This window comes from Ruania albidiflava DSM 18029 (genome assembly GCF_000421225.1).
Classification (GTDB): Bacteria; Actinomycetota; Actinomycetes; order Actinomycetales; family Beutenbergiaceae; genus Ruania; species Ruania albidiflava.
Genome location: NZ_ATWL01000004.1, coordinates 216163 through 241775, shown reverse-complemented (window position 1 = coordinate 241775; position 25613 = coordinate 216163). Strand labels below are relative to the sequence as shown.

Sequence of the window (25613 nt, the reverse complement as noted above, 5' to 3'; positions counted from 1 at the left end):
GCATTCCACCGGCACCCGCTTGCAGGCGAGAATGACCGCATGGACCACCTGACCGCCCTGTGGGCCCGCCTGCGCCTCACACCCCAGCGCCAGGCGGCGGTGGACGCCGGCGCAGTGCTCACGGTCGGCCTGCTGGTGCTCGCCTTCGGCTTCGGCGGCATGATGACCGACGTCGGTTGGGTGAGCGTCCCGCAGTGGTGGCACGCTGTGCTGCTGCTGGCCGGCTGCGCCCTGATGCTGGTGAAGTTCCGCGCCCCGGGAGTGGTGCTGCTGGCCGGTGCGGTGGTATTCGCAGCCGATCTGCTCATCGGCGGCAGCATCGGCGTGATGTTGGTGCTGATCGACCTGATCTACACCCTGGCGCTGGTCGGGTCAGCCACTGCGCTGCGTCGCCTGATCTCCATGGTCGCAGTCACGGTCGGGCTGCTGACGATCCTCGGCTGGTTGCTGCTGCAGGGGCCCCGCGGTGCGGTATTCCTCGGTCTGCAATCCTTCGCTGTGCTCGGCACGCCGCTGTGGTGGGGCCGGTCGGTGCGGCAGCAGCGCGAACTGGCCGAGCTCGCGCAGGTGCGTGCCGAGGACCACATCCACCTGGCCCAGCTGCGCCACGAGGAGACCGCCCGCGACGAGCGGGAGCAGATGGCCAGGGACCTGCACGACGCCGTGGCCGGTCACCTCTCTGCGATCGCGCTGCGCACCGAGGCCGCCCTGGTGGCCGACCCCGCACCGGCCGAGCGGGAGACCCTGTCCAGCGTGCGCTCCTTCAGCCTGGAGGCGCTCACCGAGATGCGCACGATGATCGAGCTGCTGCGCGGCACCGAACCACAGCGCGCTCCGTCCCGGCTCAGTGACCGCGCTGCCCGCGAGCGCCTCGTCGGCGAGCACGGCGCCACGATCAGCTGCCCGGACCTGCCTGCGCTGAGCACCAGCGTGGACCAGGCCGGGTACCGCATCCTGCAGGAGGCCCTGACGAACGCGACCAAGCACGGCCAGGGGCCTGCAGCGGTCACGGTGACCCCCGAGGAGGGAAGCATCCGGATCGAGGTGAGCAACGCCGTCGAGCCGGTGGTACCGATCTCGGACGGCGGAGCTCACCAGCCCCGGCCCACCTACCTGGGTTCTGGGCTCGGGTTGGCGATCATGACCGAGCGGGCACGCGCAGCAGGCGGTGAGCTGTCCGCCGGCCTGCGCGGGGGCCGGTGGCAGGTGCTGGCCCGGCTGCCGGTCCCGGCGCCGGCGCGCGGACAGGAGGGGCGATGACTGTGCGGGTGCTGCTCGCCGAGGACCACGCGGCGGTGCGGGCGGGGCTGCGGCTGATCCTCGAGGCCGACCCGGGCATCGAGGTGGTCGGCGAGGCCGGGGACGGGCACGCCGCGGTAACCAATACCCGGGCGCTGCGCCCGGACGTGGTGCTGATGGACATCCAGATGCCCCGGCTGGACGGTGTGGAGGCCACCACCCAGATCGTCACCGAAGGCCTGGCGGCGGTGCTCGTGCTGACCACCTTCGACCTGGACGAGTACGTGTTCTCCGCACTGCGGGCCGGAGCCGCTGGCTTCCTGCTGAAGTCGGCCAGTGCGGCCGAGCTGACCGCAGCGGTGCACCGGGTCGCCACTGGCGACGGGGTGGTCGCGCCCGAGGTGACCCGGCGGCTGCTGGCCGCCTTCGCCTCATCCCAACCGGGCGCCGTCGAGCAGGTGCACCGACCGGAACCAGACGGTGGTGCCCTGACCGGGCTGACCGAGCGGGAGCAGGACGTCCTCGCCCTGGTCGCCCGCGGACTGTCCAACCAGGAGATCGCTACCACCCTGGTGATCACCGAGGCCACCACGAAGACGCACGTCTCCCGGGTGCTGGCCAAGCTGGGCTGCAGCTCGCGGGTGCAGGCTGCGATCGTCGCCCGCGAGGCTGGTCTGACCTAGCCGCAGGATCCTGCGGAAATACTGACGTTTCAGTAATCGTGATCGAATCGTTGCCTGAAAATCGGGCTCCAGGGGCTGACCTGCAACGTGATCTGAGCCACGATGGATCTAGTTCCTGCGCAACGGAGCGCAGTTGGTTGAGGCCGGTGTACCCCCTGCTCCGGCCTCAACCCATGTCTGGGCACGGTTCGCTGGAGGCGGTCGGTCGCAGTTCATGCCACGGCGGGCCTCGCCTAGCCTGGTCGACATGTCAGCGACGCATGCGGCCGCCCGCTTCGAGGACGGCTTCCACCGCCGCCTCATCCCGTTCCTGCGCAAGCGTGGCTGGCGGCCGCGCACGATCAGCTACATCGGCTATGGCGACGCCGACTTCGTACGCGTGCTCGGGCGGGTGGTGCTGGGCCGGCAGCACCCGGTGCAGGACGCGCTCGGTGGTGTCTCGCTGGAGGAGGACCTGGTGGCCCGCCGGGGCTGGCGCTCGTACGTGACCGCACCGGTCTCCTACCTGCCGGTGGTGGTCCGCATCGGTCAGACCGAGCACCGCACGGTGACCGACCGCAGCGGCTACCTGGACCTGATGGTGGGCGACCACGGGCTGCAGCCGGGCTGGCACGACGTGCAGATCCTGGCCAAGGCGGCCCCGCCGAAGGCTGCTCGGGTGCGGATCGTCTCCGCCGAGGCTCGGCTCGGCATCGTCTCCGACATCGACGACACGGCGCTGGTCACCTTGGTGCCGCGGCCGCTGATCGCGCTGTGGAACACGTTCGTGCGGCACGGCAGCGCCCGGCACGTGGTGCCCGGGATGGCCAGCCTGTACTCGCGCACCCTGGCCGACCACCCGGACGCACCCCTGTTCTACCTGTCCACCGGGGCGTGGAACGTGATGCCGACGCTGGTGCAGTTCCTGCGCAGCCACGGCTTCCCCGCCGGGCCGATGCTGCTCACCGACTGGGGGCCGACGAACACCGGCTGGTTCCGCTCCGGGCAGGAGCACAAGCGGGTGGCGTTGCGTCGGCTGGCGGCGGAGTTCCCCCACATCCGGTGGGTGCTGGTCGGCGATGACGGTCAGCACGACCCGCAGATCTACCGGGAGTTCGCCCGGGAGTACCCGAACCGGGTGGCAGCGATCGCGATCCGCGAGCTCACCCCGGGTGAGCAGGTGCTGGCGCACGGCTCACCGGTGGCCGCTGTAGAGCCTGGTGAGCAGCGCAAGTTCACCCCGGCACCGGAGCTGACCGGTGCGGACGGATTCGACCTCGCCCCGCAGCTGCGCCGGGCGCTGGCCGGACACTGAGGAGCGGCGCCGGTCAGCCGCACTCGTCGCAGATGCCGGACGCCGGCAGCTGCACGAAGCAGTGCGGGCAGATCCGGGGTGCGTCCTCGGCGGGGGTGCTGCGCGGTGAGCTGCGCCGGTGCGAACGGCGTGTCCTGGTGCTGCGCCGCCGGGCAGCCTCGGCCTCCTGCTCGGCGCGAGCCTCGTCTGCCTTCGCGCGCTGTGCCGCCTCAGCGGCGGCCACCACCTCGGCGGGGACGTCCTCGGCGAAGCGGCAGTAGCAGGTGAGCCGGGCCTGCACAGTGGCCTCGTCGGGGCCGAGCTGACCATCGGCACGGTGCACCACCAGCGAGGTCAGCGGCGGCAGGTGCTGGGCGTGGCAACGGGCCACGACCGCAGCCAGCACGGCACCGATCCAGCTGCGAAACGAGGCACGGGTACGCAGCCCGGTGCGCGCCTGGACCTGTTCGGCCAGCTCTGCGTAGGTGATGACACCGCGATAGTGCCCGGCCACCTCGAGGAGAGTCTCGGTGGCGGCATCAGCCCACGCGTCCGAGGCTTCCTTGACTCCTACCCACCGTTCGCCCTGCGGCTGATCTGTCATGGTTCCAGCGTCGCACCTCGACGGGGGTGCCACGTCCGCTCAGCGGCCAGTGGTGACCGACGTCATGCCAACGAGGTGCCGAACGCCAGGCCGAGCAGGTACGTGGCCGCGGCCGCACCCCAGCCGATCGCAAGCTGACGCAGTGCCCGCCGCAGCGGTGGTGCCCCGGAGAGCACCCCCACGATCGCCCCGGTGACCACCAGCGCCGCACCCACCAGGCCGGCGGCCAGGGCGACCGCCGGCCAGCCGGTCATCCCGAACAGGTAGGGCAGCACCGGGATGATCGCACCGGAGGCGAAGAAGCAGAAGCTGGACGCAGCCGCCTGCCAGGCTGAGCCGATCTCCTCCAGGGAGTGCGCAGCGGTGCGCACCGGGGGGAGGGCCGGGTTGTGCGTGGCCAGGCGCTCCTCGGCACGAGTCTGGGCTTCGGTGGCGGACATGCCGCGGGCGCGGTAGACCAGGGCGAGCTCGTTGGCGTCCACGTCCAGGTCGCCGACCGCCTGGTGCGCGGAGTCGCTCGGCGTCGATGCTTCCAGCAGCTCCCGCTGGGAGCGGATGGACACGTACTCCCCTGCTCCCATGGACAGTGCGCCGGCGAGCAGCCCGGCCAGCCCGGTGAGCATCACCGTGCCGGTGGCCACCCCGGAGGCGCCGATGCCCAGCACCAGGGCGAGGTTGGACACCAGACCGTCGTTCATCCCGAACACGGCCGCCCGGAACGTGCCGGAGATCCGTGCCCGTCCGCGGACCGCCAGGGAGCGGACCACCTCCTCGTGGATCTGCTCGTCGGCGGCCATCGCGGCAGTGGCGTGGTCGTCCTCGCCGTAGTCGGAGCGGGACTCGGCGCGCTGGGCCAGGGCCAGCACGAACACCGACCCGAACCGGCGGGCCAGGGCGATCAGCAGCCGGGAGCGCATGGCCGGTTTGCGCGGCCGGCCGGCATGCTCACCGAGCAGCTTCTCCCAGTGTGCGGCATGCCGGTTCTCGGCCCGTGCGAGGGCGAGCAGGATCTCCCGCTCCTCCCCCTGCCGACGAGCCGCGAGCTGTGTGTACACGGCGGCCTCAGCGCGTTCCTCGGCCAGGTACCGCCGCCACCGGCGGAGCTCAGCAGGGCGCGGCGCAGCCACGGGATGGTCGGTGGGCATGCCGGTCATTCTTCCAGGCAGCAACGACCAGGGTCGAACCTCACGCGGGGAGGAGCGGCGCCGTCGACTGATCGACGGCGCCGCCGCGACGTGAACCAAGGCAGAAAAACTGGCGCGGGGGAGTCGCCAGCCCAAGGTGATCGCGTCGCTCTCCTACAGTTACATAGGGTCGGCGGCCTCGTCCTGCCGCTTCGTTGTCACCCCGATCACACCAGATTCCCGCCGCCGACACCCCTGCTCGGCGGCGGTCCGGAGGACGTACCGTCGCCGCGGGCTCAAATCGTTGCAACGGTGCGGTTTATCGCCTGTCGGCCGGGTGTAGCACAGCCCGCCGGGACGGGCACCTCCGTGGCTGGCCTCACCCTCTCCTCACCCGCTCGGTCCAGGAAAAATCACCCGTCGTCCATCCGGCCTGTGGATAGCTAGACGAGCGACGACGTCCGCCTGTCCACAGCCCTCCCCGAGCCTGGTAGCACTGGTGCGGACAGACCGAGAGGCTGGTGCGATGCCTGTCCGTTCGCCGGCCCGTCTCCTGGTGACCGGGGCGGTGGCCGCCGTGCTCGTGCTTGCCGTAGCGCTGCTGCTGCCCCGGTGGTGGCAGCATGTGCGGCAGGCGCCACCGTGGCCGGTACCGGCGGGTCACCTGGAGCGCGCCCGGGCGGCACTGCCCACGCTCACCGTTCGGGCCCCGCTCCCGCTGGCTGACTACGACCGGGACTTCTTCGGACCGCCGTGGGCGGACGTGGACGGCAACGGCTGCGACACCCGCAACGACGTGCTGCGCAGCTGGCTCACCGACGTCCACCTCGACCCGGTCGTACCGTGCGTGGTGGTCAGCGGCACCCTGACCGACCCGTACACCGGTCACCTGGTCGAGTTCCGCCGCGGCCCGCAGACCAGCACTGCCGTGCAGATCGACCACGTGGTGGCACTGGCGGACGCCTGGCGCAAGGGTGCGGCGGAGTGGCCGGCCTCGCTGGCCCTGCAGTTCGCGAACGACCCGGCCAACCTCATCCCGGTCGATGGTCAGGTGAACCAGGACAAGCAGGCTGACGACGCCGCCTCCTGGCTGCCCCCGGACGCCGGCTTCCACTGTGCGTACGTGGTGCAGCAGGTCCTGGTCAAGGACGCCTACGGGCTGGGCGTCTCCGCCGAGGAGGTCGGTGCGCTCGGTGAGGTCCTTGCCACCTGCCGGTCGGGCGAGGGGAACGCGGCAGGGTGTCAGCGGGCACCGATAGCCTCGATTCTGAGAGCGGCCGGGCAGCCTGTCGACCGTCCCGTTGTGCAGCATCGATCGAGGAGAACCCGTGTTCCTGGTGGACGACACCCTGGTCTACAGCGCCAGCGACCTGACCCTGGCCCGGGACTGCGAGTTCGCGCTGCTGTCGCGGCTGGACGAGAAGCTCGGGCGCCGCCCCCGGCTCGAGGTCGACGATCCGATGCGGGAGCGCGCCGCCCGGCTCGGGGATGCGCACGAGGCCCGCGTCCTGGCCGACTACCGGGCCCGGTACGGCGACGGGGTGGTGGAGGTCCCGCTGCCGGCCGGCTACGACGCAGCGAGCCTGCGCGAGCACGCTGACCGGACGTTGCAGGCGCTGCGCTCGGGTGCCGACGTGGTGTTCCAGGGCGGATTCTTCGACGGCAGGTTCCACGGCCGCTCGGACTTCCTGGAGCGCACGTTGAGCGTTGACGGCCAGGTGAGCTACGCCGTCGTGGACACGAAGCTGGCCCGATCGGTGAAACCGGGCGCGGTGCTGCAGCTGGCGGCCTATGCCGACCAGCTGCTGACCGCTGGTGTCGACGTGGCCCCGCGGACGGTGCTGCACCTGGGGGACGGCACGATCGCCACCCAGGACATGGCCGACAGCGTCGCGGTCTACCGGGAGCACCGCGCCTATGTGCAGCAGCTGCTGGATGCCCACCACGCGGGCGGGCAGCCGGTGGTCTGGGGGGACGACCGGTACCGGGCGTGCCTGTGGTGCGACTACTGCCAGGAGGCGGTGGTCACCGATCGGGACGTGAAGCTGGTCTGGGGCGTGCGCGCCCGGCACCGGGACGTGCTCCGCGCGGCCGGGATACGCACGATCGACGATCTTGCAGCAGCCGCCCGACCGGTGCCGAGGCTGCACCCGCAGATGTGGCAGAAGCTGCAGGCCCAGGCCCGGCTGCAGCTGCGCCAGGAGGAGGCGGAGGCGGCCGGTGCCCAGCCGCAGGTCTTCGCCGAGGTACACTCCCTGGCAGCCCTGCAGGCGATGCCGGCACCGGACCCCGGTGATGTGTTCTTCGACTTCGAGGGCGACCCGCTCTGGGTGGACGACGACCGCAGCACCTGGGGGCTGGAGTACCTGTTCGGGCTGCTGGAGGCCGACGGTGACCAGGACTACGTGACGTTCTGGGCGCACGACCGGGCGGCAGAGGGGCGGGCCTTGCGGGAGTTTCTCGACTATCTCCGCCGGCGCCGAGAGCAGTTCCCGGACCTGCACGTCTACCACTATGCTCCGTACGAGACGGCGGCGCTGCGCCGGCTCGCCGAGCGGCACCAGGTCGGTGTGGCCGAGGTCGAGGAGCTGATCGAGGCCGGCGTGTTCGTGGACCTGTACGCCTGCGTGAAGAGCTCGGTGCGCGTCTCCCAGCGGTCCTACTCGATCAAGAAGCTCGAGCCGTTGTACATGGGCAGCGAGCTGCGCAACGCCGACGGCGTCACCTCCGGTGGGGACTCGGTGCTCGCCTATGTGCGCGCTCAGGAGCTGCGCGCGGCCGGTGACCAGACGGGGTTCGAGGCGCAGGTCGCCGAGCTGGCCGAGTACAACCGGTACGACTGCCTGTCCACGCTGCGGCTGCGGGACTGGCTGATCGCTCAGCGGGAGGCCGCGCCCGACGGTACCGGAGAGGCGGTGGCACCGCAGGAAACCCCTGTGCTGACCGACGCGGCACAGTCGCCAGAGGCTGAGCCGGACGAGGAGACACCGGAGCAGCGGGAGCGGCGCGAGCTGTCCGAGGCCCTGCTCGCCCGTGTGCCCGCGCCGGTCGGCCCGCTGCTGGCTGCGGCGCTGGACTACCACCGCCGGGAGGACGAGCCGTACTGGCGGGAGCACTTCGAGCGGTTGCGCAGCGAAGGAACAGTCGGGGACACCCGGGACGTGCTCGAGGTGTTCCACGCCCGCCGCCGGGAGGTCGGTGACGACTACGGGCGCCCCCGCCGGCTGCTGGACCTCGCCGGCCGGTTCGGCACCGGCAGCACAGTGGAGCCCGGGGCGCAGGTGTTCGTCGTCTACGACCCGCCGCTGCCCAGCGGCCTGACCCCCCCGGCAGGGTGCGACCGGGTGGCGGTGCCGGCGCGGGTGCTGGCCCGCGACGTCTCCCCCACCGGGCTGGACCGGGTCACGCTCAGCGAGTCGGTGCCACCCGAGGCCGGTGCGCCGGCTGCGGACCCGGTGCTGGTCGCGCCGGGCCCACCACCGCCGGCCCGGACGCTGGTGCAGGCGATCGAGCTGGTCGCCCGCGGGGTGCTGGAGTCGGCCGCGGCCGAGCAGAGACCGGTCGGGGCGGCGGCACTGGACATCGCGGCCGGCCGGCCCCCGCGGCTGCCCGGCGGGCAAGGACTGCCAGCGCGAGCCGGGACCGATGCGGACGGAACAGTCGGTGCGGTCGTCACCGCGTTGACCGGGATGAGCGACTCCTACCTGGCGGTGCAGGGGCCACCGGGCACCGGCAAGACCTACCTGGGCGTGCAGGTGATCACCCACCTGGTCACGAAGCACGGCTGGCGGGTGGGCGTGGTGGCCCAGTCGCACACTGTGGTCGAGCACGTGCTGGCGGGACTGGTGCGCGCCGGGCTGCCCGCAGAGCAGATCGGCAAGCGGACCCGGGTGCCGCGCACTGCGGACCTGGCCGCGCTCGGGGTCAGCGAACCGGCCGAGACACCGTGGACCACCCTCGACACCTACGGGCACCACCACTTCCTCGCCCGGCACCATCCCGCCGGCGCCGTGGTCGGCGGTACCGCCTGGGACTTCGCGAACCGGCGCCGCTTCGACCTCGGCGAGCTGGACCTGCTGGTGATCGACGAAGCCGGGCAGTTCTCCTTGGCCAACACCTTCGCCGCGGCCCCTGCGGCCCGACGGCTGCTGCTCCTGGGCGACCCGCAACAGCTCCCGCAGGTCAGCCAGGGCAGCCACGACGCCCCGGTGGACGCCTCTGCGCTCGGCCACCTCACTCACGGGCACCCGACGCTCCCGCCGACCCACGGCTACCTGCTGCAGCAGAGCAGACGGCTGCACCCGGCGTTGTGCGCCCCGGTCTCCGAGCTGTACTACGACGACCAGCTGCACAGCCACCCGGTCGCCGCCGCACGGCACCTGGACGGCCTCGAGCCCGGGCTGCACGTGGTCACGGTGGACCATGCTCACCGCACCGTGGACTGCCCGGAGGAGTCCGCCGAGGTGGTGGCCCAGCTGGAGACGCTGCTGGACCGGCCCTGGAGCGACGGGGGACCCGCCCGTGCCCTGACCCCTGCCGACGTGCTGGTGGTGGCCGCCTACAACGCCCAGGTGCAGCGGCTCACCCACGACCTGTCCGCTGCCGGGCTCGGGGACGTGCGGGTGGGCACTGTGGACAAGTTCCAGGGTCAGGAAGCAGCCGTGGCGCTGGTGTCGCTGGCCACCTCCTCAGCGGAGGACGCGCCCCGCGGCCTGGAGTTCCTGCTGTCGGCGAACCGGCTGAACGTGGCGATCTCCCGCGGGCAGTGGGCAGCGATCCTGGTCCGCTCCCGGGCGCTGACCCGGCACCTACCGTGGGAGCCGGGCGCGCTGCGCGAGCTCGGCGGATTCATCGAGCTGTGCCAGCGCGCGCTCCCCCGCCGCCCCCGGCACCGCTGACCGCACCCAGCCACACCCACCCGCCCGCACCCACCCACCCCTCCCGGGCTGGATCGATGCAGGCGATACTTCCTGCGCGGGGTCGTGCTCCCGGGTATCGCCTCGACGCAGCAGGTATCGCCCGCACCGGCCGGCTCAGTGCTCGGCGCGCACCTGCCATCTACCGGTCTCCGGCCGCGGCGTCGCTTGCGACAACCGGAGGAGCAAGATCGAACGTCTCGGCCAGCAACGCGCGGGAGTGTTGGCGGACCTCGGGATCGGCGATGAGATCCTGCACCATGATCTCGTCGGCGCCGGACTCAGCGACCATCTGCTCCAGAGTGGTGCGCACATCGGCCGGTCCACCGGCAACAAACCTGGGCCACTGCCCGTCCACGATCCAGGTAGGTTCGTCCTTCTCCGCCTGGCTCAGCTCGGCGGCCGCCTCGTCAGCAGTGGGCACCATGACCCCACCGGCCTGGCGACCTGCGCGACCCAGCCTCGCGTAGAAGCCCTTGGGCGACCCTGCTCGGTGCAGGCCCTCGGCGCGGCTCTCGCCGACGGTGACGTTGACCGCCACGATGGCCCGCGGCGCCTCCAGACCAAATCCCTGCGGTTGGAAGGTCTCGCGATAGTGTCGCAAGGCGGGGGCCGCTCCCTGCGGGTTGATGAACCCTGCGAACGTGTAGCCGATCCCGAGGCCGGCTGCCAGATTCGAGCCGTTCGGGCTCGATCCGAGCAGCCAGGTCTGCGGCACGGTCGGCACACTCGGCATCAACGGGTGACCGGCGAACGGGTGATCATCGGGGAACTCGTCGTACAGCCACGCCAGCGTCTCCAGCACCTGCTGCTGGTGGTCGGCCCGCGCCGGGTGCTGCCGGTTCTGCTGCAGCGCAGCATCGAGCACCGGGCCTGCGGTCGCCCGGCCCATTCCCAGGTCGATGCGGCCGGGCGCCAGCGCTTCGAGCTGCTGGAACATCTCCGCGATCTTGAACGGGCTGTAGTGGTTCATCAGCATCCCACCCGATCCGAGCCGGATGGTCGAGGTCTGCATCGCCGCCGCTGCGATCAGCAGCTCCGGATGGTGCGAGGCACCCGAACGGGAGAGATGGTGCTCGGCGAACCAGACACGGTGGAAGCCCAGAGCCTCTGCCTGACGCGCCGCGGTCAGGGCATCGGCCAGCGCGTCGCTCTCGGTCGTGCCCGGTGCGACAGTCCCCAGGTCGACGATCGACAGCTTCACCGACAACGACTCCTCACACCTGGCACCGGCGAACACTACCCACCATAGGTGGACGAGTGCGGTGGCTCACAGCCGGTCCGGTCAGCCGGTCCGGTCAGCCGCGGCACCGGCACCCAGCGTGCGCTGAGGCGCCGGTGCCGGCACAGCTGCTCAGTGCTCGGCGCGCACCTGACGGGCCGCCGCCACGAGGTTCGTCAGCGCTGCCACCGTCTCCTCGTAACCGCGAGTCTTCAGCCCGCAGTCCGGGTTCACCCACAGCTGCCCGCGGGCCAGCGCACCGTCGGCCAGGCGCAGCAGGCCGGCGATCTCCTCGGTGGACGGCACGCGCGGGGAGTGGATGTCGTACACCCCGGGGCCCAGACCGCGGGAGAACTTCGCAGCGGCGAGCTCCGGAACCACCTCCATCGCCGAACGGGCCGCCTCGATCGACGTGACGTCGGCGTCCAGGCCGTTGATCGCGTCGATCACCTCACCGAACTCGGAGTAGCACAGGTGGGTGTGCACCTGCGTGTCCGCGGCGGCACCGCCGGTGGCGAGCCGGAACGCCCCCACCGACCAGTCCACATAAGCCCGGTGGTCCTCCCGGCGCAGCGGCAGCAGCTCGCGCAGCGCCGGCTCGTCCACCTGCACCACCCGGATCCCGGCAGCCTCCAGGTCGGCGATCTCGTCCCGCAGGGCGAGCGCCACCTGCTGCGCCACCTCCGGCACCGGCAGGTCGTCACGCACGAACGACCAGGCCAAGATGGTCACCGGACCGGTGAGCATGCCCTTGACCGGCTTGTCGGTCAGCGACGCCGCGTAGCCGGACCAGGCCGGGGTGATCGGCGCCGGCCGGCTCACGTCTCCCCACAGCAGCGAGGGTCGGGTGCACCGCGATCCGTAGGACTGCACCCAACCGTGCTGGGTCACGGCGAACCCGTCCAGGTGCTCGGCGAAGTACTGCACCATGTCGTTGCGCTCCGGCTCCCCGTGCACCAGCACGTCCAGGCCGAGCTCCTCCTGCAGGGCGATCACCCGGGCGATCTCGTCGCGGATCACCTGCTCGTACTCGGCCTGGGTGAGCTCCCCGGTGCGCAGCCGGGCGCGGGCCTGACGCAGCTCGGTGGTCTGCGGGAAGCTACCGATCGTGGTGGTCGGCAGGTCGGGAAGACCGAGCGCCCGCTGCGCCTCGACCCGGTCGGTGTAGTCGGCGCGGTGGGTGTCCTCGGGTGTCACAGCCGCGACCCGGTCCCGCACCTGGGTGCGGGAGACGCCGTCGGCCTGGGCCCGGTCGGCCAACGCAGCACGTGCCGCAGAAAGCTCGACGGAGACGTCCTCACCAGCCAGCCCCCGGGCGAGGGTGCGCACCTCGGTGACCTTCTCGTGCGCGAAGGCGAGCCAGCTGCGCAGCTGGTCGCTGAGCCCGTCCTCCACGGCGGTGGTGTGCGGTACGTGCAGCAGCGAGGTGGCGGTGCCCACGCTCACCTGCCCGGCGCGCTCGCGCACCTGCTGCAGCAGTGCGGTGGCCCGGTCCAGGTCGGTGCGCCAGACGTTGTGCCCGTCGACCACACCAGCGACCACGGTCACGTCGGCGGTGGCTGCTGCGTCCAGGTCGGCTGGCAGGGCGCCGTGCACCAGGTCGATACCGATCGCCTCCACGCCGGTGCCGGTGAGCGCTGCGAAGTTCTCCCGCAGCTCCCCGTACGGGGCGGCCACCAGCAGCGAGGGCCGGTCGGTGGCGCCGGCGAGCCTCCGGTAGGCCTGCTCGGCGGCGGCGGTGACCTGCTCGGCCGGGACGTCCCAGGTGTCGGCGACCAGGGCCGGCTCGTCCAGCTGTACCCAGGTGGCACCAGCGGCAGCCAGCTCGGCCAGCCATGCCGCGTACACCGCGACCAGGTCGTCCAGACGCTCCAGCGGTGCCGGGTCGCCGGGGTTCTCCGGCTTGGACAGCAGCAGCAGGGTCACCGGGCCGACCAGCACCGGGCGGGTGAGCACCCCCTCGGCCAGGGCTTCGCGCAGCTCGGACACGGCCGCGGCCCCGGGGATGTGCCGCAGCGGGGTCTGCGGGGAGATCTCTGGCACCAGGTAGTGGTAGTTGGTGTCGAACCACTTGGTCAGCTCCAGCGGCGGGGTGTCCGCATCGCCGCGGGCGAGGCGGAACTCCTCGTCCAGGCTGAGCGGAGCGTCCGACGGTTCGATGCCGAACCGTGCCGGCACCGCACCGACCTGGATCGCCGTGGTGAGCACCTGGTCGTAGTAGGCGAAGTCGGAGGGGATCGCAGCGCCCTCGGCATCCAGGCCGAGGGCGGTGAGTCGCTGCCGGGTGGTGCGGCGCACCTGGGCTGCGGCAGTGCGCAGGTCGTCGGCGCTGCTGCGGTCGGCCCAGTAGGACTCCAGGGCGCGCTTGAGCTCGCGGTTCTCCCCGATCCGGGGGTAGCCGAGGATGGTGGCGGTAGGCAGGGGGTTGCTCATCTGGGATCTCCAAGAAGGTGGTCGCGCGGCTGCGCGGGGTGGTCGAGGGGACGTCGCCCGGGGCGTGCTCAGCGAGGAGCGGCGGGCATTCGGCGCAGGCCGGCGTGGTGCAGCAGGTCGAGGACCGCACGGGCGGAGTTGAAGGTGTACAGGTGCACGCCAGGGGCGCCGGCCTCCAGGACGGCCTGCACGAGGTCCACCGAGGCGCGCATGCCGAGCTGGTAGGCAGCCTCGGCGTCCGGGGCCTCGTCCAACGCGTGCAGCAGGTCTTCGGGTACGGGCACGTCGGTGAGCTCGACCATCCGGCGCAGCCGGCGGGGGTCGGTGAGCGGGATGATGCCGGGCACGATCGGGATGTGCACCCCGGCGGCGCGGGCGGCGCGGACCAGCTCGGCGTAGTGCCGGGCATCGTAGAACAGCTGGGTGATGGCAAAGTCGGCGCCGGCGGCCTGCTTCTCCACCAGAGCCGCGACGTCGTCGGCGAGGACGACCGGTTGCCCCGTGGCGTCGTAGGCGCCGCCGGGATAGGTGGCCACCGAGACGCTGACCTGCTCATCCGGGTGGTGCTCGGTGGCGAGCGTGCGCAGCAGCCGGACCAGCTCGGCTGAACGGGTCAGACCCTCTGGGTGCGGGCGCCAGTCTGGCTGGCCGGCGGGCGGGTCGCCGCGCAGCGCGAGGAAGTCCCGCACGCCGCGTTCCAGCAGGGAGCGGACGTAGCCACCGAGGTCCTCGGCGCTGGCCCCGACACAGGTCAGGTGCGCCAGAGGGGTGACACTGGTGGTGGCGAGGATCACCTCGATCAGCTCCCGGGAGGTGGCCCGGGTAGATCCGGAGGCGCCGTAGGTGACCGAGAAGAAGTCCGGTTCCGCCTCCGCGAGCGCAGCGACGGTCCGGCGCACGGTCTCCTCACCGCGCGGAGTGCGGGGCGGGTACAGCTCGAACGAGACGCTCGGTCCGCGTCCGGGCGCGTCGAACAGGGGTGCGGTGCTCATCGGCGCCCCCACGGGAAACAACATGCCTGCATGAATCGACTCCATCGGACCTGGCGGTAGCACCCTTCCCCGCGGGAGGCTTCCGTTGGGGGGTTGCTGCGGCGTCCTCGAGCCAGGACTCTCGGCCGCTCTGGATGGTGTGCTCTCGATGGTACCTGCACTCGCAGGTCGGGCGATCATGTCTCGCATCGTGGGATGCACGACGGCGTTGCTCCCCTTCGCGAGTGCCGTCACCGGCCGTTGTCATACCTCTGGTGCACACTCGGGGCAACGGCAGGAGAGGAGCACATCATGGTGCGTGCACGAGAAGACCGTCCAGGTCCGGACCCGGCGGAGGTGCACCGGGCACGCCTGGAGCGAGACGCTGTCCTGGCCGCAGTGGTCGATGACGAGGAGGCGCTGCGGATGCGGGCCACCGGCGAGGGGCTGGACGCGGCAGAGATGGCGCTGCTGGAGGACCTGGACGCCCTGGATGCGGTGCTGCACCCCGAGCGTCGCAGCGCCTGAGGCTCCACCTCCGACGTGCCTGAGGCACCGGCATACTTGAGGGTGCGCTCGCGCCCGAACCGAGGAGGCTGCATGCTCACCGACGAGCCTGACTGGACCGCACCGATCGAGGAGCTGCTGGTGGCCCGGCAGGGTTCGCTGGGTCGGATCCGCCTGAACCGGCCGCGGCCGATCAATGCGCTCACGCCGGGGATGATCGCGGCGATCGACTCCCAGCTACGGGCATTCGCAGCGGACACGGGGATCACCGCGGTGGCGCTGGACGGCGCCGGTGAGCGCGGCCTGTGCTCCGGGGCCGACGTGCGCACGATCCGGGACTGGCTGGTCTCCGGCGAGGGGGATCCGGCCGGGTTCTGGCAGGCAGAGTATGCGCTGAACGCGCTCATCGCCGAGTACCCGAAGCCGTATGTGGCGTTCATGGACGGGATCGTGATGGGCGGCGGGATCGGGGTGTCCGCCCATGGGTCGCTGCGGCTGGTCACCGACCGCACGCAGGTGGCGATGCCGGAGACGGGGATCGGCTTCTTCCCGGACGTGGGGGCGCTGTACTACCTGTCCCGCAGCCCCGGTGAGACAGGCACGCACCTGGCGCTGACCGGGGTGAGCGTCACCGGAGCGGATGCGATCGCCGTCGGCCTGGCAGATGCCCTGATCGACCCGGCCGACTGGCCTGAGCTGTGCGCCCGGCTGTCTGCCGGCGAGCCGCTGGACACCTCGGTGGGCGAGGTGGCGCCGGCCAGTGGTCTGCTCGCGCAGCGGGACTGGATCGACGCCTGCTACGCCGGTTCGGATCCGGCGGCGATCGAGGCGGCGCTGAGCATGCACACCGACCCGGACGCCCGCGCAGCGGCCGGCACGCTCACCTCTCGCTCACCGCTGTCGGTGGCGGTGGCGCTGGCCGCGCTGCGCCGGGCGGCAGAGATGACCTCAGTGGCGCAGGTGCTGGACCAGGATCTGCGTCTGGGGACCGCGTTCATGGCCGGTTCGGACTTCGTCGAAGGGGTGCGGGCCGTGCTGGTGGACAAGGACAACGCCCCGCAGTGGCAGCACGGCTCGCTGGCCGAGGTGGACCAGGAGCAGGTGCAGGCGCTGTTCGGGTGACCGTGCACGCTGGTCGTCGACCAGACCGTGGGCAACAGGGCGATGGCCAAGCTCTACGACACCATCGAGCCGCAGCTCGTCGACTTCATCCAGCGGCAGCAGATGTTCTTCGTCGCCATGGCAGCAGCGCATGGACGGGTGAACGTCTCCCCGAAGGGACTGGACACCTTCTGCGTGCTCGACGCGAACCGGGTGGCGTGGCTGAACGGCACCGGCTCGGGCAACGAGACCGCGGCACACACGGCACTGGACCCGCGGATCACGCTGATGTTCTGCGTGTTCGAGGGGCGGCCGTGGATCCTTCGGCTGTACGGACAAGCGCGCGTCGTGCAGCCGGCCAGCGGGACCTGATGCACTCCTGGGCGGATCGTCGCGGCGCCGAGGGCCTGGCGCGGTACCAGCGGGAGAAGAACGCTCAGTCGATCGACGGATTCGACGCCCACCTGCCGGTGCACGTGCTCGAAGGCTGAGACGCAGCGTGCACCCGCGCGGGCAGCACCATCGGCCGCCCGTCCACCGGGTGGCTCACGATCGAGATCGGGTGCCGGTAGACCCGCTCCAGGTCCTTGGCTGTCACCTGCTCCACCGGCCCCGCCACGACCACCCGGCCCCGGTCGAGCAGCACCGCGTGGTCGGCGGTGGACAGTGCGGCGTCCAGGTCGTGCAGCACCACCACCACGGTGCCACCGGCAGCGGCGATCTGTCGGCACAGGGTGAGCGTGCGCGCCTGGTGCCGCAGGTCCAGGGCGGCGGTCGGTTCGTCCAGCAGCACCACGGCCGCGTCCTGGGCGAGCACCCGGGCCAGCTGCACCCGGGCCCGCTCGCCGCCGGAGAGGGTGAGCACGCGCCGGTCCGCCGCGGCCGAGGAGTCGGTGGCCGCCAACGCGCTAGCCACCACCTGGGCTCGCTCCGTGGCCCTCTCCTGCCCGCGCCAGGGCCGACGCCCGAGCGCAACGATCTCCGCACCCAGGTAGTCGAAGGCCACGGTGACCTCCTGCGGCAGCACCGAGCGCAGCTGTGCGGCCCGCGCCGCGCCGAGGCGGGAGACCGGCTGACCGGAGACCGTCACCCGCCCGGCGGCCGGCGCCAGATCGCCGGCGATCACCGCCACCGCAGTGGACTTACCGGACCCGTTCGGTCCGACCAGCGCAGTGACCGCACCCGGTGGGGCGGTGAACGTGACGTCCTGCAGCACCGGTGTGCCCTGTCGCAGCACCCGCAGCCCCTCGACCTGCACACCGCCAGCGGGTGCCCGGCTCGTCCCACGCTCACCACCAGCTCGGGTCTGCTCGCGCACCGCGGTCACGTCACGCTCCCGCGGCGGCGCAGCAGCAGGAAGAACACCGGCCCGCCGATCACCGCGGTCAGCGCACCGATCGGCAGGTCCACGAACTCGATCGCGGTCCGGGCGACCAGATCGCTGCCGGTGATCAGCAGCGCTCCGCCGAGTGCCGACAGCGGCAGGATGTACTGCTGGCGTGGACCGACCACCAGGCGCAGCAGGTGCGGCACGATCAGACCGATGAACCCGATGATCCCGGCGACCGACACCGCCGCTGCGGTCAGCAGCGCCGCGCACAGCACCGCCTGGGCACGCAGCGAGCGCAGGTTCACCCCGGTGTGTGCGGCGGCCCGTTCGCCGAGCACCAGCACGTCCAGCCGGCCGCTCATCGTCAACGACCAGATCAGACCGGCGAGCACCAGCGGGGCGGTGTAGCCCACCGCGGGCCAGGTGGCACCGTTCAGGCTGCCCAGCTGCCAGAACACCACCGCCTCCCGGCTGGCGGTGTCGGTGAGGAAGATCATCAGCGACGAGGCAGCCCCGGCCACAGCGTTCACCGCGATGCCAACGAGCACCAGGGTGAGAGTGCCGCCGCCGCGCACGAGCGCGGCCAGCCCCCACACCAGCAGAGTGGTGACCACACCTGCCGCGAAGGCACCCAAAGGCACGAGCAGGACGGCGGAGCCCGCCGTGGCCAGGACTGTCGCCGCGGCCGCCCCCACCCCGGCCCCAGAGGTGATGCCGATGACGCTCGGCTCGGCGAGCGGGTTGCCGAACAGGCTCTGGGTCACCGCACCGGCGGTACCGAGCGCGGCTCCCACCAGCACACCGGCACCGATCCGCGGCACGCGCACGTTCCACAGCACCCCGTCGGAGGCGAGAGCCGGTGCATCGGACAGACCCAGGCTGCGGGCCAGCCCGGTGACCACGTCGGCCACCGGGATCGGGTACTGGCCCAGGTGCATCGACGCCAGGCACACTCCCAGCAGACCGACCAGCAGCACCGCGGCGCTCCACCAGGCGCGCCGCCGCCCGGCCGAGGCCGTCAACCGTCCCGCCCGTCCCGGGGCGAGCGGGTGGGCCGGTGCGGCCACCTGCCCGGGCGACCGGGCGCCGTCGAACAGGCCCAACGGGCGGGCCAGCGTGCTCATCGGCTGCTCCTCACGGCTGGTAGATGGCGTCCGCGAGAGCAGTGAGCACAGCCGGGTAGCTCGGTCCGAAGGAGAGCACTGCACCGTCGGCCATGTCCACGATCCGCTCGGTCTCCCCCACAGTGGTCTGGGCGATCCCGGGCCGGTCCAGCAGCCCCTGCACTCCGCCGGTCGAGTCCAGCCCGCCGGTCATGGTGATGATCAGCTCGGGGTCGAGGGCGATCACCGCTTCGGCGGTCGCGGGGGTGACATCGGCCAGCCCGGCGTCGCTGGCGGTGTCGAGGCCGCCGACGTGCTCGATGAGGTCGTCGGCGCCGGACCCCTCACCCATGACGAAGAACACGCTGCCGGTGCTGCGCACGTACAGGAACGCCATCCGCAGCGGGTCCCAGCCCTCGGTCAGCGCGTCGACGTAGGTGTGCGCGGCCTCCAGGTCGCCCTCGAACCGGTCGGTGAGCAGGTCGCCGGCGGCGGGCACGCCGAGCGCCTCGGCCACGAGCTGGATCTGTTCGGTGATCAGGTCCACCCCGCGGTCGGAGGAGACCACCAGCACCGGTACCCCGGAGGCACGCAGCTGGTCGGGCACCTCCGGCGGACCCATCGTGGTGTCCATCAGCACGAAGGTGGGCTCCAGCGCGAGGATGGCCTCCACGTTCAGCTCGTGCCCGTTCTCGGTGACCACCGGCAGGTCGGCGAGCACGTCCTGGGTGTTCGACACGGTGCGGCCGACCAGGTCCTCACCCAGGCCGAGTCCCACGGTGATCTCTGCGAGGGTGCCGTACAGGTCGAGCGCCAGCATGCGGGAGGTGTCCTCGATGGTGACCTCCTGCCCGTCCTCGCCGGTCACGGTGACCGGCAGCTGCTGGTCGGGATCGGCGGTGACCGGTTCGGTGGCGGGCACCTGCGCGGCAGTGGACGGGCCGGTGAGGCTGTGCGGGTCCTCGGTCGAGGCAGCGGGTTGCTCCCCGGACGCGTCCCCAGAACCGCTCTCCTCAGCAGGCCCGGTCGCATCCGCGTCCGGCTGCCCTGTGGAGTCCGGGTCGGTCCCGGCTTCGGACGTTGCCCCGCTGGGATCGGTCGCGGCCGTCCCGCTCCCGGCGCACCCGGTGAGGGCGGCCAGGAGCAGGACGATCGCGAGCAGCCTGCGCCGGATCATCGCAGCACGGACCGCCGGAGAACGAGGGCGATGCCGAGCAGCATCAGCACCCCGGCCACTGCCAGCAGCGGCGCGACCGGGTCTGCGCCGGTGGCTGCGAGCGTGGTGCCGGCAGCTGCCGAGCAGTCCACGGGCCCGCCGAGCGGGAGCTCTGCGTCCAGGGTGTCCAGCGTGGTCCCGGCCTCGTAGAACCCGGCGAACCCTTCGGCGCCGGCGGAGGTCAGGGTGACCGAGGCCCCAGACAGGGTGATGCTCGACCCTGCGCTCACCGCCGGGAAGGACACCGTGGCGAGCTGGATGCCCGAGTAGGTGCTGGTGTTGCCCTCCATGTCGTTGGAGACCATGTCCGCGTACAGGCTCCCGGAGGTCGGGCCGGTCAGCCGCAGGGTCAGGTCGCTGATCTGCAGGTCGAGGATGCCGTCGTGCCCGGTGAAGTGCAGCGTGCCCGGGAAGGTCACCGACCCGCCCAGGGTCTCGGTGTTGATCGAGCCGCTGCCGTCGGCGAACGTCCAGCCGCCGTCGCTGTCGCTGATACCACCGCTGGTGGTCCAGCCGCCGTTGGCGATGCCGCCGGAGATGTAGCTGCGGAAGCTGGACTTCAGGCCCCAGCTGAGGGTGGCGCCGCTGACCGCGTTCGCGGTGCACACGGCCGCAGGGTCCTCGGTCTCCGCCGCCGGGTCGGTACCCGCGGGGTCCTCACCGGCAGGGTCGCCACCGGTCCCCTGGCCCCCCGCAGAACCTCCGGCATTGTTCCCGGTACCCGGGGTGGTCGGCACCTGCGGGTCGCCCGGCGGCGGCGGGGTGGTGTCATCCTCTGTGGCGACGAAGGTGATCTGAGCAGAGACTGGGTCCAGCTCAGCCCCGGCCTCGTAGAACCCGGCAAACCCACCGGCGCCCTCCTCGGTGAGCGTCGCGGGTGCGTCACGGAGCTGCAGGTCGCCCTCGGCCACCTCCGCCCCGGACAGGGTCACTTCGGCCAGGTCGATACCGGTGAACGTCTCGTACTCGCCGGTCTCCAACGACCTGGAGACCATCGTGGCGACGATCGCACCCGTGGTTGGGGTGTCGATGCGCAGGCGTAGGTCCGAGACCGTCAGGTCGAGCAGACCGTCGTGCCCGGTGAAGGAGATGGTGCCGGGGTAGGCGACCAGCGCGGTGCCGTCGGCGGAGTCGCCTGCGCCGCTGCCGTCGGAGAAGGTGAACGCGTCACCGTCGAAAGTGATGCCGCCGTCCGTGCTGACCTCCCCGTGGGCGATCGGGCCCTGGATGTAGCTGAGGAAGGACTGCTTCAGCCCCCAGGTCAGCGCGGTGCTCTCGGCAGCCAGGCTGGTGGTAGCGGTCTCGTCCTGCTCGACGGCGGGGCCTGGGTCGTCCTGGTCGGTCCCGGGGCTCTCCGGGTTCTCTGGGCGGTCCGGGCTCTCCTCGTCGGAGGGCTCACCGGCGTCCTCGTCCGGCTGCTCGTCCCCGGGCTGGTCCTCCTCACCCGGCTGCTCGTCCTCCGCTGGGTCGTCCTCGCCCGGCTGCTCGTCCTCCTCACCCGGCGGATCCTCACCGGGGTCCTCCTCACCCGGGTCCTCCTCCGCAGGCGGCTCGTTGTCCTCCGGCACGGTCACCGGCAGCGCGAAGGTGACCGGATCCATCGCCTCACCAGCGTCGTAGAACTCACCGAAGGCCACTGAACCGTCCGCGGTGATGGCGGTCGCGGCGCCGTCTGCGGAGACCAGCTCGTCATCGACCGTCACCGCATCGGCGTCCACGCTGACCAGCCGGACGCCCTCATGGGTCTCCAGGTCGCTCGGCTCGGTCATCGACTCGAACGGGCGAGAGGTGAGATCGGCCACCAGGTACACCTCGTCCGGTCCGGCCACCTCCACCTGGACGTTCTCGATGAGCATGTCCAGGATGTAGACCCCTGGCTCGCTGCTCTCGTGCCCTTGGAAGTGCACCGACCCGGGGAAGGAGACGGCTGCGGTCCCCTGCCTCGGGGTCGGCGACGCCGGCGCCGCCGGTGAAGTCGTACCCGGCGGCGGACTCGCTCACCTCGGAGGTGGTGATCTGTCCGTGCGCGATCGGGCCCTCGACGTAGTTGCGGAAGGACTCCCGCACTCCCCAGCTCAACGTGGCGTCGCTCACCGTTCCTTCGGCTGCGGACGCGGGCGCGGCCGCGAGCGTGACCGCTCCGGTGGCTGCGAGGAACACAGTCGCACTGGCCGCAAGAGCTCTCTTGGCGCGCGCGACGACAGATCGTTGCATGGAAATCTCCGTCGAGTCAGAACTAAGTTAAGGCTGCCCTAATTAAGGCAAGCCTTAACTTAGCCATCGCGATGGTCGACGTGCAACCTCGCCCGCCAGCACTGCTGCGCTCCTCGGAACGCAGCACCTCGGGTCCCCGGGCTACCCTGGCGACATGGTCGAGGCGCTGAACCAACCGGAAGCGCCGGGGATCCCCGGCGCGTCGATCGCGGTCACCCTCTCCACGGTCAGCGTGTATCCGCGCAAGGTGCCGTTCGCATTCGAGATCGCGGCCGAGCTGGGCTACGACGGCATCGAGGTGATGGTGCTGTCCGACCCCACCAGCCAGGACCGCAAGACGCTCAGCAAGCTCAGCGCCCGGTACGGGATGCCGATCCGCAGCATCCACGCGCCCACGCTGCTGCTCTCCCGGCGGGTGATGGGCTCCTCCCCCGGTGGCAAGCTGGACCAGACGGTCACCCTCGCCGAGGACCTCGGTGCCCCCACTGTGGTGGTGCACCCGCCGTTCCGCTGGCAGTACCGGTATGCGCGCGGCTTCGCCGAGCACGTACGGGCGCTGAACGCGACCCGGGACGTGACGATCGCCGTCGAGAACATGTACCCCTGGCGGGGCCGGAAACGGGAGATGAAGGCCTACCTGCCCGGATGGGACCCCACGGAGCACGACTACGAGAACGTGACGCTGGACCTCTCCCACGCCGCTGTGGCGCGGCAGAACAGCCTGGACCTGCTGGACGTGTTCGGCGGGCGGCTGGCTCATCTGCACCTGGCGGACGGGTCGCCGTCGATGATGGACGAGCACCTGGTGCCCGGGCGGGGCGACCAGCCGTGCGCGGAGGTGCTCACCGAGCTCAGCCGGCGCCAGTTCCTCGGGGACGTGGTGGTGGAGATCAGCACCCGAAGGGCCCGGTCTGCTGCGGAGCGGGTCGCCGACCTGGCCGCCTCGCTCACCTTCGCCCGCACCTACCTGGACCCCGAGCACCACGTGGAGTACGTGCCGCCCGAGGGCTCCCACCACCGCCACCTGGACGCCTGGCAGTAGCGAGCACACCGCACGCTCACGCTGCTCCCCCTGTGCGGTCGCGATAGCGTGCCGGTGGAGGTCGAGACAGTGGACTGGTTCGGCTGGTTCGCAGCGGAGCACTACGACATCGCCCGGGTGGTGCTGCAGCGCGGCATCGCGGCGATCTACCTGGTGGCCTTCCTCGCCGTGCTGCGGCAGTTTCCCGCCCTGCTCGGGGAGCATGGTCTGCTGCCGGTGCGTCCGCACGCCGGCCGGGTGAGCTTCTGGGCCCTGCCCACGCTTTTCCACGCCCGGTACAGCGACCGGGCGGTGCGCGTGGTCGGCTGGGTCGGTGTGCTGCTCGCTGCCGCAGTGGTGGCCGGGCTGCCGCAGCGTGGCCCCTGGTGGGTGCCGTTGGCGGTGTTCGGCGTGCTGTACCTGCTGTACCTGTCGGTGGTGAACATCGGGCAGGTGTTCTACGGCTTCGGCTGGGAGTCGCTGCTGCTCGAGGCCGGGTTCCTGGCCGCGTTCCTGGGCTCGGAGCAGACCGGCACCCCGGTCCTCACGCTGCTCGCGTTCAAGTGGCTGCTGCTGCGGGTGGAGTTCGGCGCCGGGCTGATCAAGATCCGTGGCGATGCGGTGTGGCGGGACCTGACCGCGCTGTACTACCACCACGAGACCCAGCCGATGCCCGGCCCGCTGAGCTGGTTCTTCCACCATCTGCCCCGCCCGTTGCACAAGGTGGAGGTGGCCGCCAACCACGTGGTCCAGCTCGGGGTGCCGTTCCTGCTGTTCGCCCCGCAGCCGGTGGCCACCTGGGCGGCTGCTGCGGTGGTCCTCACCCAGCTGTGGCTGGTCGCCTCGGGGAACTTCGCCTGGTTGAACTGGCTCACCATGCTGCTGGCGTTCGCAGCGGTGAGTGACGCGGTCCTGGTCGGCGACCCGGTGAGCTATGTCGGGGCACCGGTGGCGTTCGTGGTCGTGGTCTGCGTGATGGGTGCGGGTGTGCTGTGGCTGAGCCGCAAGCCGCTGATGAACCTGGTCAGCCGGCGCCAGCTGATGAACGCCTCCTACAACGGTTGGCACCTGGTGGGCGCCTACGGGGCGTTCGGCTCCATCACCCGCCGCCGCCAGGAGATCGTGGTGGAGGGCACGCTGGACGCCGACCCGGAGCACGCCGAGTGGCGCGAGTACGGCTTCGCCGGCAAGCCGGGCGACCCGCGGCTCCTGCCCCGGCAGTGGGCCCCCTACCACCTGCGCCTGGACTGGGGGATGTGGTTCCTGGCGCTGGGTTCCCGGGCGCAGCTGGCCTGGTTCGAACCGTTCCTGCGCCGGCTGCTGGCCGCGGATCCGGCCACGTTGCGGCTGCTCGCCCACGATCCGTTCGACGGCGTGCCGCCGGCCTGGGTGCGAGCCCGCATCTTCGACTACCGGTACAGCAGCCCCCGCGAGCGCCGCAGCCAGAAGGTGTGGTGGGTGCGCACGCCCGCGGGCACGCTGGTCGACCCGGTACGGCGCTGATGCACCAGGTGGTCTGCCCGGCGAGCCAGGCTGTCGGGGTACCGTGAGGCCAGCCGCACACCAGCTCGAAAGCCGATCCGTGACCGACCAGATCCGGGACACTACGCCCTACCAGGTGCTCGGGGTGTCGCCTGAGGCGAGCCCTGAGGCGCTGCGCCGTGCCTACCGGCGGGCGCTGCGGCGCACGCACCCGGACACCGGCGGTGATGCGGACTCGTTCCTGGCGGTGCAGCAGGCGTGGCAGCTGGTCGGCACCCAGGAGGCACGGCATGCCTACGATGCCGCGCACGCGGGGGAACGTGCTGCCTATGACGGCGGCGCGCACCCGGGCGGCGCAACGTCCGGGTCCGCGAGGGCTGCTTCCCGGGCGGCGGGCAACGGGCACGCGGGCGGATCGGCTCCCGGCCGGGTGTGGACCGCCGGGTCGACGGCGGGGGGTACCCGGGCGCCGTCCCGAGCACGGTCCTATGGTCACCCGGGTGGCTGGTCCCGGGAGCGGTACCTGACGCTGCTGCGGGAGTGGGTCGGTCGTGGTGTCAGCATCGACGACCCCTACGAGGCCCGCCTGGTTGCGAGCGCTCCGCGGGAGATCCGGCACGCGCTGGCCGACGCGCAGGCGGAGGAGGCGACCGCCCGGCTGCTGGCCGACCTGGGCTCGGCATTCACCGTCTGGCACGACGTGGCCACCGGTCGCGGGAACGAGCGTTGGGCCCGGGACGCCTCGGCCGGTGTCACCAACCCGGCGAAGATCGACCATGTAGTGCTCGGACCCACAGGTCTGTTCGTGCTGCAGTCCGAGGACTGGGGTGCCCCGGTGACGGTGAAGGGCAAGAAGCTGCACTGCACCGGGCTGGCGAAGGGCACCCGGCCGATGAAGGAGCTCGCGCACCGCGCGCGCATCGCCCGGCACTGGGGAGTGCGGCTGTCCGCACTGGTGATCGTGCTGGACGATGACGCCCTGACCACCGACCTGGCGTCGCTGGGCAGCAAGGGGTCGACGGCGCGGTTCGTCGTGCGCCGGCGCGTGCTGGCCACGCGGCTCGCCACCGGCCTGCCGGGGGTGGCACCCCTGTCCGCTGAGGACCTGTTCGCTGCCCGGACCGCGCTGCAGCGCACTGTGCAGTTCGTCTGACCCGTGCACCGCCCTGTTCCG

The 25613-nt window shown here is 71.7% G+C and carries 20 protein-coding genes, 2 pseudogenes and 1 riboswitch; of the genes and pseudogenes, 11 read left to right on the top strand and 11 right to left on the bottom strand.

What is annotated here, in order from left to right; translation table 11 throughout:
* Window positions 1-39 precede the first annotated feature (39 nt).
* From K338_RS21070 to K338_RS0107235, 3 genes are all read left to right on the top strand, one after another.
* Window positions 40-1260: a sensor histidine kinase gene (locus K338_RS21070; RefSeq protein ID WP_022917511.1), complete on the top strand. Its 1221-nt coding sequence runs from the start codon at window positions 40-42 to the stop codon at window positions 1258-1260.
* The gene (locus K338_RS0107240; protein ID WP_022917510.1) at window positions 1257-1922 is read left to right on the top strand and encodes a response regulator; all 666 of its coding nucleotides are present in this window, start codon (window positions 1257-1259) and stop codon (window positions 1920-1922) included. Before K338_RS21070 ends, K338_RS0107240 begins: the two co-directional genes overlap by 4 nt.
* A 247-nt stretch (window positions 1923-2169) precedes the next feature.
* Complete coding sequence (locus K338_RS0107235; RefSeq protein ID WP_022917509.1) at window positions 2170-3216, top strand: App1 family protein phosphatidate phosphatase; 1047 nt, start codon at window positions 2170-2172, stop codon at window positions 3214-3216.
* Between the two features lie 13 nt (window positions 3217-3229).
* On the opposite strand, the gene K338_RS24370 is transcribed toward K338_RS0107235, so the two are convergent.
* Both K338_RS24370 and K338_RS0107225 read right to left on the bottom strand, forming a co-directional pair.
* On the bottom strand, window positions 3230-3799 hold the full coding sequence (locus K338_RS24370) for a hypothetical protein (protein ID WP_022917508.1): 570 nt from the start codon (window positions 3797-3799) through the stop codon (window positions 3230-3232).
* 62 nt (window positions 3800-3861) lie between these two features.
* Window positions 3862-4953: a VIT1/CCC1 transporter family protein gene (locus tag K338_RS0107225; protein ID WP_022917507.1), complete on the bottom strand. Its 1092-nt coding sequence runs from the start codon at window positions 4951-4953 to the stop codon at window positions 3862-3864.
* Window positions 4954-5449: 496 nt separating this feature from the next.
* Here K338_RS0107225 and K338_RS26145 point away from each other — a divergent pair, with 496 nt between their 5' ends.
* Together K338_RS26145 and K338_RS0107215 are read left to right on the top strand one after the other, a co-directional pair.
* Window positions 5450-6523: an HNH endonuclease family protein gene (locus tag K338_RS26145; RefSeq protein ID WP_084480719.1), complete on the top strand. Its 1074-nt coding sequence runs from the start codon at window positions 5450-5452 to the stop codon at window positions 6521-6523.
* A complete protein-coding gene (locus K338_RS0107215; RefSeq protein WP_245542916.1) occupies window positions 6465-9821 on the top strand; it encodes a TM0106 family RecB-like putative nuclease in 3357 nt (1118 codons plus the stop codon). The genes K338_RS26145 and K338_RS0107215 overlap by 59 nt, the downstream gene beginning before the upstream one ends.
* Before the next feature lie 160 nt (window positions 9822-9981).
* Here K338_RS0107215 and K338_RS21060 read toward each other — a convergent pair whose 3' ends face one another.
* The 3 genes from K338_RS21060 to K338_RS0107200 form a co-directional block, all read right to left on the bottom strand.
* A complete protein-coding gene (locus K338_RS21060) occupies window positions 9982-11043 on the bottom strand; it encodes an MsnO8 family LLM class oxidoreductase (RefSeq protein ID WP_022917504.1) in 1062 nt (353 codons plus the stop codon).
* A 150-nt stretch (window positions 11044-11193) separates the two neighbouring features.
* Window positions 11194-13494: a 5-methyltetrahydropteroyltriglutamate--homocysteine S-methyltransferase gene (gene metE, locus K338_RS0107205; protein ID WP_022917503.1), complete on the bottom strand. Its 2301-nt coding sequence runs from the start codon at window positions 13492-13494 to the stop codon at window positions 11194-11196.
* 68 nt (window positions 13495-13562) lie between these two features.
* Entirely contained in the window at window positions 13563-14486 is a 924-nt protein-coding gene (locus K338_RS0107200; RefSeq protein WP_022917502.1) for a methylenetetrahydrofolate reductase, read from the bottom strand.
* 38 nt (window positions 14487-14524) lie between these two features.
* A riboswitch (SAM riboswitch) is annotated at window positions 14525-14627 on the bottom strand.
* A 150-nt stretch (window positions 14628-14777) separates the two neighbouring features.
* Here K338_RS0107200 and K338_RS25495 point away from each other — a divergent pair.
* From K338_RS25495 to K338_RS21050, 3 genes are all read left to right on the top strand, one after another.
* Complete coding sequence (locus tag K338_RS25495; protein ID WP_022917501.1) at window positions 14778-14993, top strand: hypothetical protein; 216 nt, start codon at window positions 14778-14780, stop codon at window positions 14991-14993.
* 72 nt (window positions 14994-15065) lie between these two features.
* On the top strand, window positions 15066-16094 hold the full coding sequence (locus K338_RS21055; RefSeq protein WP_022917500.1) for a 3-hydroxyisobutyryl-CoA hydrolase: 1029 nt from the start codon (window positions 15066-15068) through the stop codon (window positions 16092-16094).
* 42 nt (window positions 16095-16136) lie between these two features.
* Window positions 16137-16445: a pyridoxamine 5'-phosphate oxidase family protein gene (locus K338_RS21050; protein WP_051154698.1), complete on the top strand. Its 309-nt coding sequence runs from the start codon at window positions 16137-16139 to the stop codon at window positions 16443-16445.
* A gap of 64 nt (window positions 16446-16509) precedes the next feature.
* Here the strand turns inward: K338_RS21050 and K338_RS21045 are convergent, their stop codons facing one another.
* The 6 genes and pseudogenes from K338_RS21045 to K338_RS26565 form a co-directional block, all read right to left on the bottom strand.
* Window positions 16510-17400 (bottom strand): ABC transporter ATP-binding protein, encoded by an 891-nt coding sequence (locus K338_RS21045; protein ID WP_022917499.1) that lies wholly within the window; start codon window positions 17398-17400, stop codon window positions 16510-16512.
* Window positions 17397-18527 (bottom strand): FecCD family ABC transporter permease, encoded by a 1131-nt coding sequence (locus K338_RS0107175; RefSeq protein WP_022917498.1) that lies wholly within the window; start codon window positions 18525-18527, stop codon window positions 17397-17399. Before K338_RS0107175 ends, K338_RS21045 begins: the two co-directional genes overlap by 4 nt.
* Before the next feature lie 10 nt (window positions 18528-18537).
* On the bottom strand, window positions 18538-19683 hold the full coding sequence (locus K338_RS0107170; RefSeq protein WP_022917497.1) for an ABC transporter substrate-binding protein: 1146 nt from the start codon (window positions 19681-19683) through the stop codon (window positions 18538-18540).
* Window positions 19680-21323 carry an HtaA domain-containing protein gene (locus K338_RS0107165; protein ID WP_245542915.1) on the bottom strand — a complete coding sequence of 548 codons (1644 nt, stop codon included), beginning with the start codon at window positions 21321-21323 and terminating at the stop codon, window positions 19680-19682. The genes K338_RS0107170 and K338_RS0107165 overlap by 4 nt, the downstream gene beginning before the upstream one ends.
* A pseudogene (locus K338_RS26395) lies at window positions 21318-21659 on the bottom strand (HtaA domain-containing protein); the annotation flags it as partial. The pseudogene K338_RS26395 and the gene K338_RS0107165, both read right to left, overlap by 6 nt.
* A 25-nt stretch (window positions 21660-21684) precedes the next feature.
* A pseudogene (locus K338_RS26565) lies at window positions 21685-21936 on the bottom strand (HtaA domain-containing protein); the annotation flags it as partial.
* Between the two features lie 154 nt (window positions 21937-22090).
* Here K338_RS26565 and K338_RS0107160 point away from each other — a divergent pair.
* The 3 genes from K338_RS0107160 to K338_RS0107150 all read left to right on the top strand — a co-directional run bounded on the left by K338_RS0107160 (window position 22091) and on the right by K338_RS0107150 (window position 25592).
* Window positions 22091-22978 (top strand): sugar phosphate isomerase/epimerase family protein, encoded by an 888-nt coding sequence (locus K338_RS0107160; protein WP_022917495.1) that lies wholly within the window; start codon window positions 22091-22093, stop codon window positions 22976-22978.
* Window positions 22979-23032: 54 nt separating this feature from the next.
* On the top strand, window positions 23033-24460 hold the full coding sequence (locus K338_RS0107155; protein ID WP_245542912.1) for a lipase maturation factor family protein: 1428 nt from the start codon (window positions 23033-23035) through the stop codon (window positions 24458-24460).
* A 79-nt stretch (window positions 24461-24539) separates the two neighbouring features.
* Entirely contained in the window at window positions 24540-25592 is a 1053-nt protein-coding gene (locus tag K338_RS0107150; RefSeq protein ID WP_022917493.1) for a nuclease-related domain-containing protein, read from the top strand.
* The last annotated feature ends 21 nt before the right edge of the window (window positions 25593-25613 follow it).

Coding starts and splice junctions, on each gene's coding strand:
- K338_RS0107225 (WP_022917507.1), bottom strand. CDS start 4,953: ATGACCGGCATGCCCACCGACCATCCCGTGGCTGCGCCGCGCCCTGCT.
- K338_RS0107170 (WP_022917497.1), bottom strand. CDS start 19,683: ATGATCCGGCGCAGGCTGCTCGCGATCGTCCTGCTCCTGGCCGCCCTC.
- K338_RS0107200 (WP_022917502.1), bottom strand. CDS start 14,486: ATGAGCACCGCACCCCTGTTCGACGCGCCCGGACGCGGACCGAGCGTC.
- K338_RS21070 (WP_022917511.1), top strand. CDS start 40: ATGGACCACCTGACCGCCCTGTGGGCCCGCCTGCGCCTCACACCCCAG.
- K338_RS26145 (WP_084480719.1), top strand. CDS start 5,450: ATGCCTGTCCGTTCGCCGGCCCGTCTCCTGGTGACCGGGGCGGTGGCC.
- K338_RS0107235 (WP_022917509.1), top strand. CDS start 2,170: ATGTCAGCGACGCATGCGGCCGCCCGCTTCGAGGACGGCTTCCACCGC.
- K338_RS0107165 (WP_245542915.1), bottom strand. CDS start 21,323: ATGGATCCGGTCACCTTCGCGCTGCCGGTGACCGTGCCGGAGGACAAC.
- K338_RS21050 (WP_051154698.1), top strand. CDS start 16,137: ATGGCCAAGCTCTACGACACCATCGAGCCGCAGCTCGTCGACTTCATC.
- metE (WP_022917503.1), bottom strand. CDS start 13,494: ATGAGCAACCCCCTGCCTACCGCCACCATCCTCGGCTACCCCCGGATC.
- K338_RS0107240 (WP_022917510.1), top strand. CDS start 1,257: ATGACTGTGCGGGTGCTGCTCGCCGAGGACCACGCGGCGGTGCGGGCG.
- K338_RS25495 (WP_022917501.1), top strand. CDS start 14,778: ATGGTGCGTGCACGAGAAGACCGTCCAGGTCCGGACCCGGCGGAGGTG.
- K338_RS21055 (WP_022917500.1), top strand. CDS start 15,066: ATGCTCACCGACGAGCCTGACTGGACCGCACCGATCGAGGAGCTGCTG.
- K338_RS24370 (WP_022917508.1), bottom strand. CDS start 3,799: ATGACAGATCAGCCGCAGGGCGAACGGTGGGTAGGAGTCAAGGAAGCC.
- K338_RS0107175 (WP_022917498.1), bottom strand. CDS start 18,527: ATGAGCACGCTGGCCCGCCCGTTGGGCCTGTTCGACGGCGCCCGGTCG.
- K338_RS0107160 (WP_022917495.1), top strand. CDS start 22,091: ATGGTCGAGGCGCTGAACCAACCGGAAGCGCCGGGGATCCCCGGCGCG.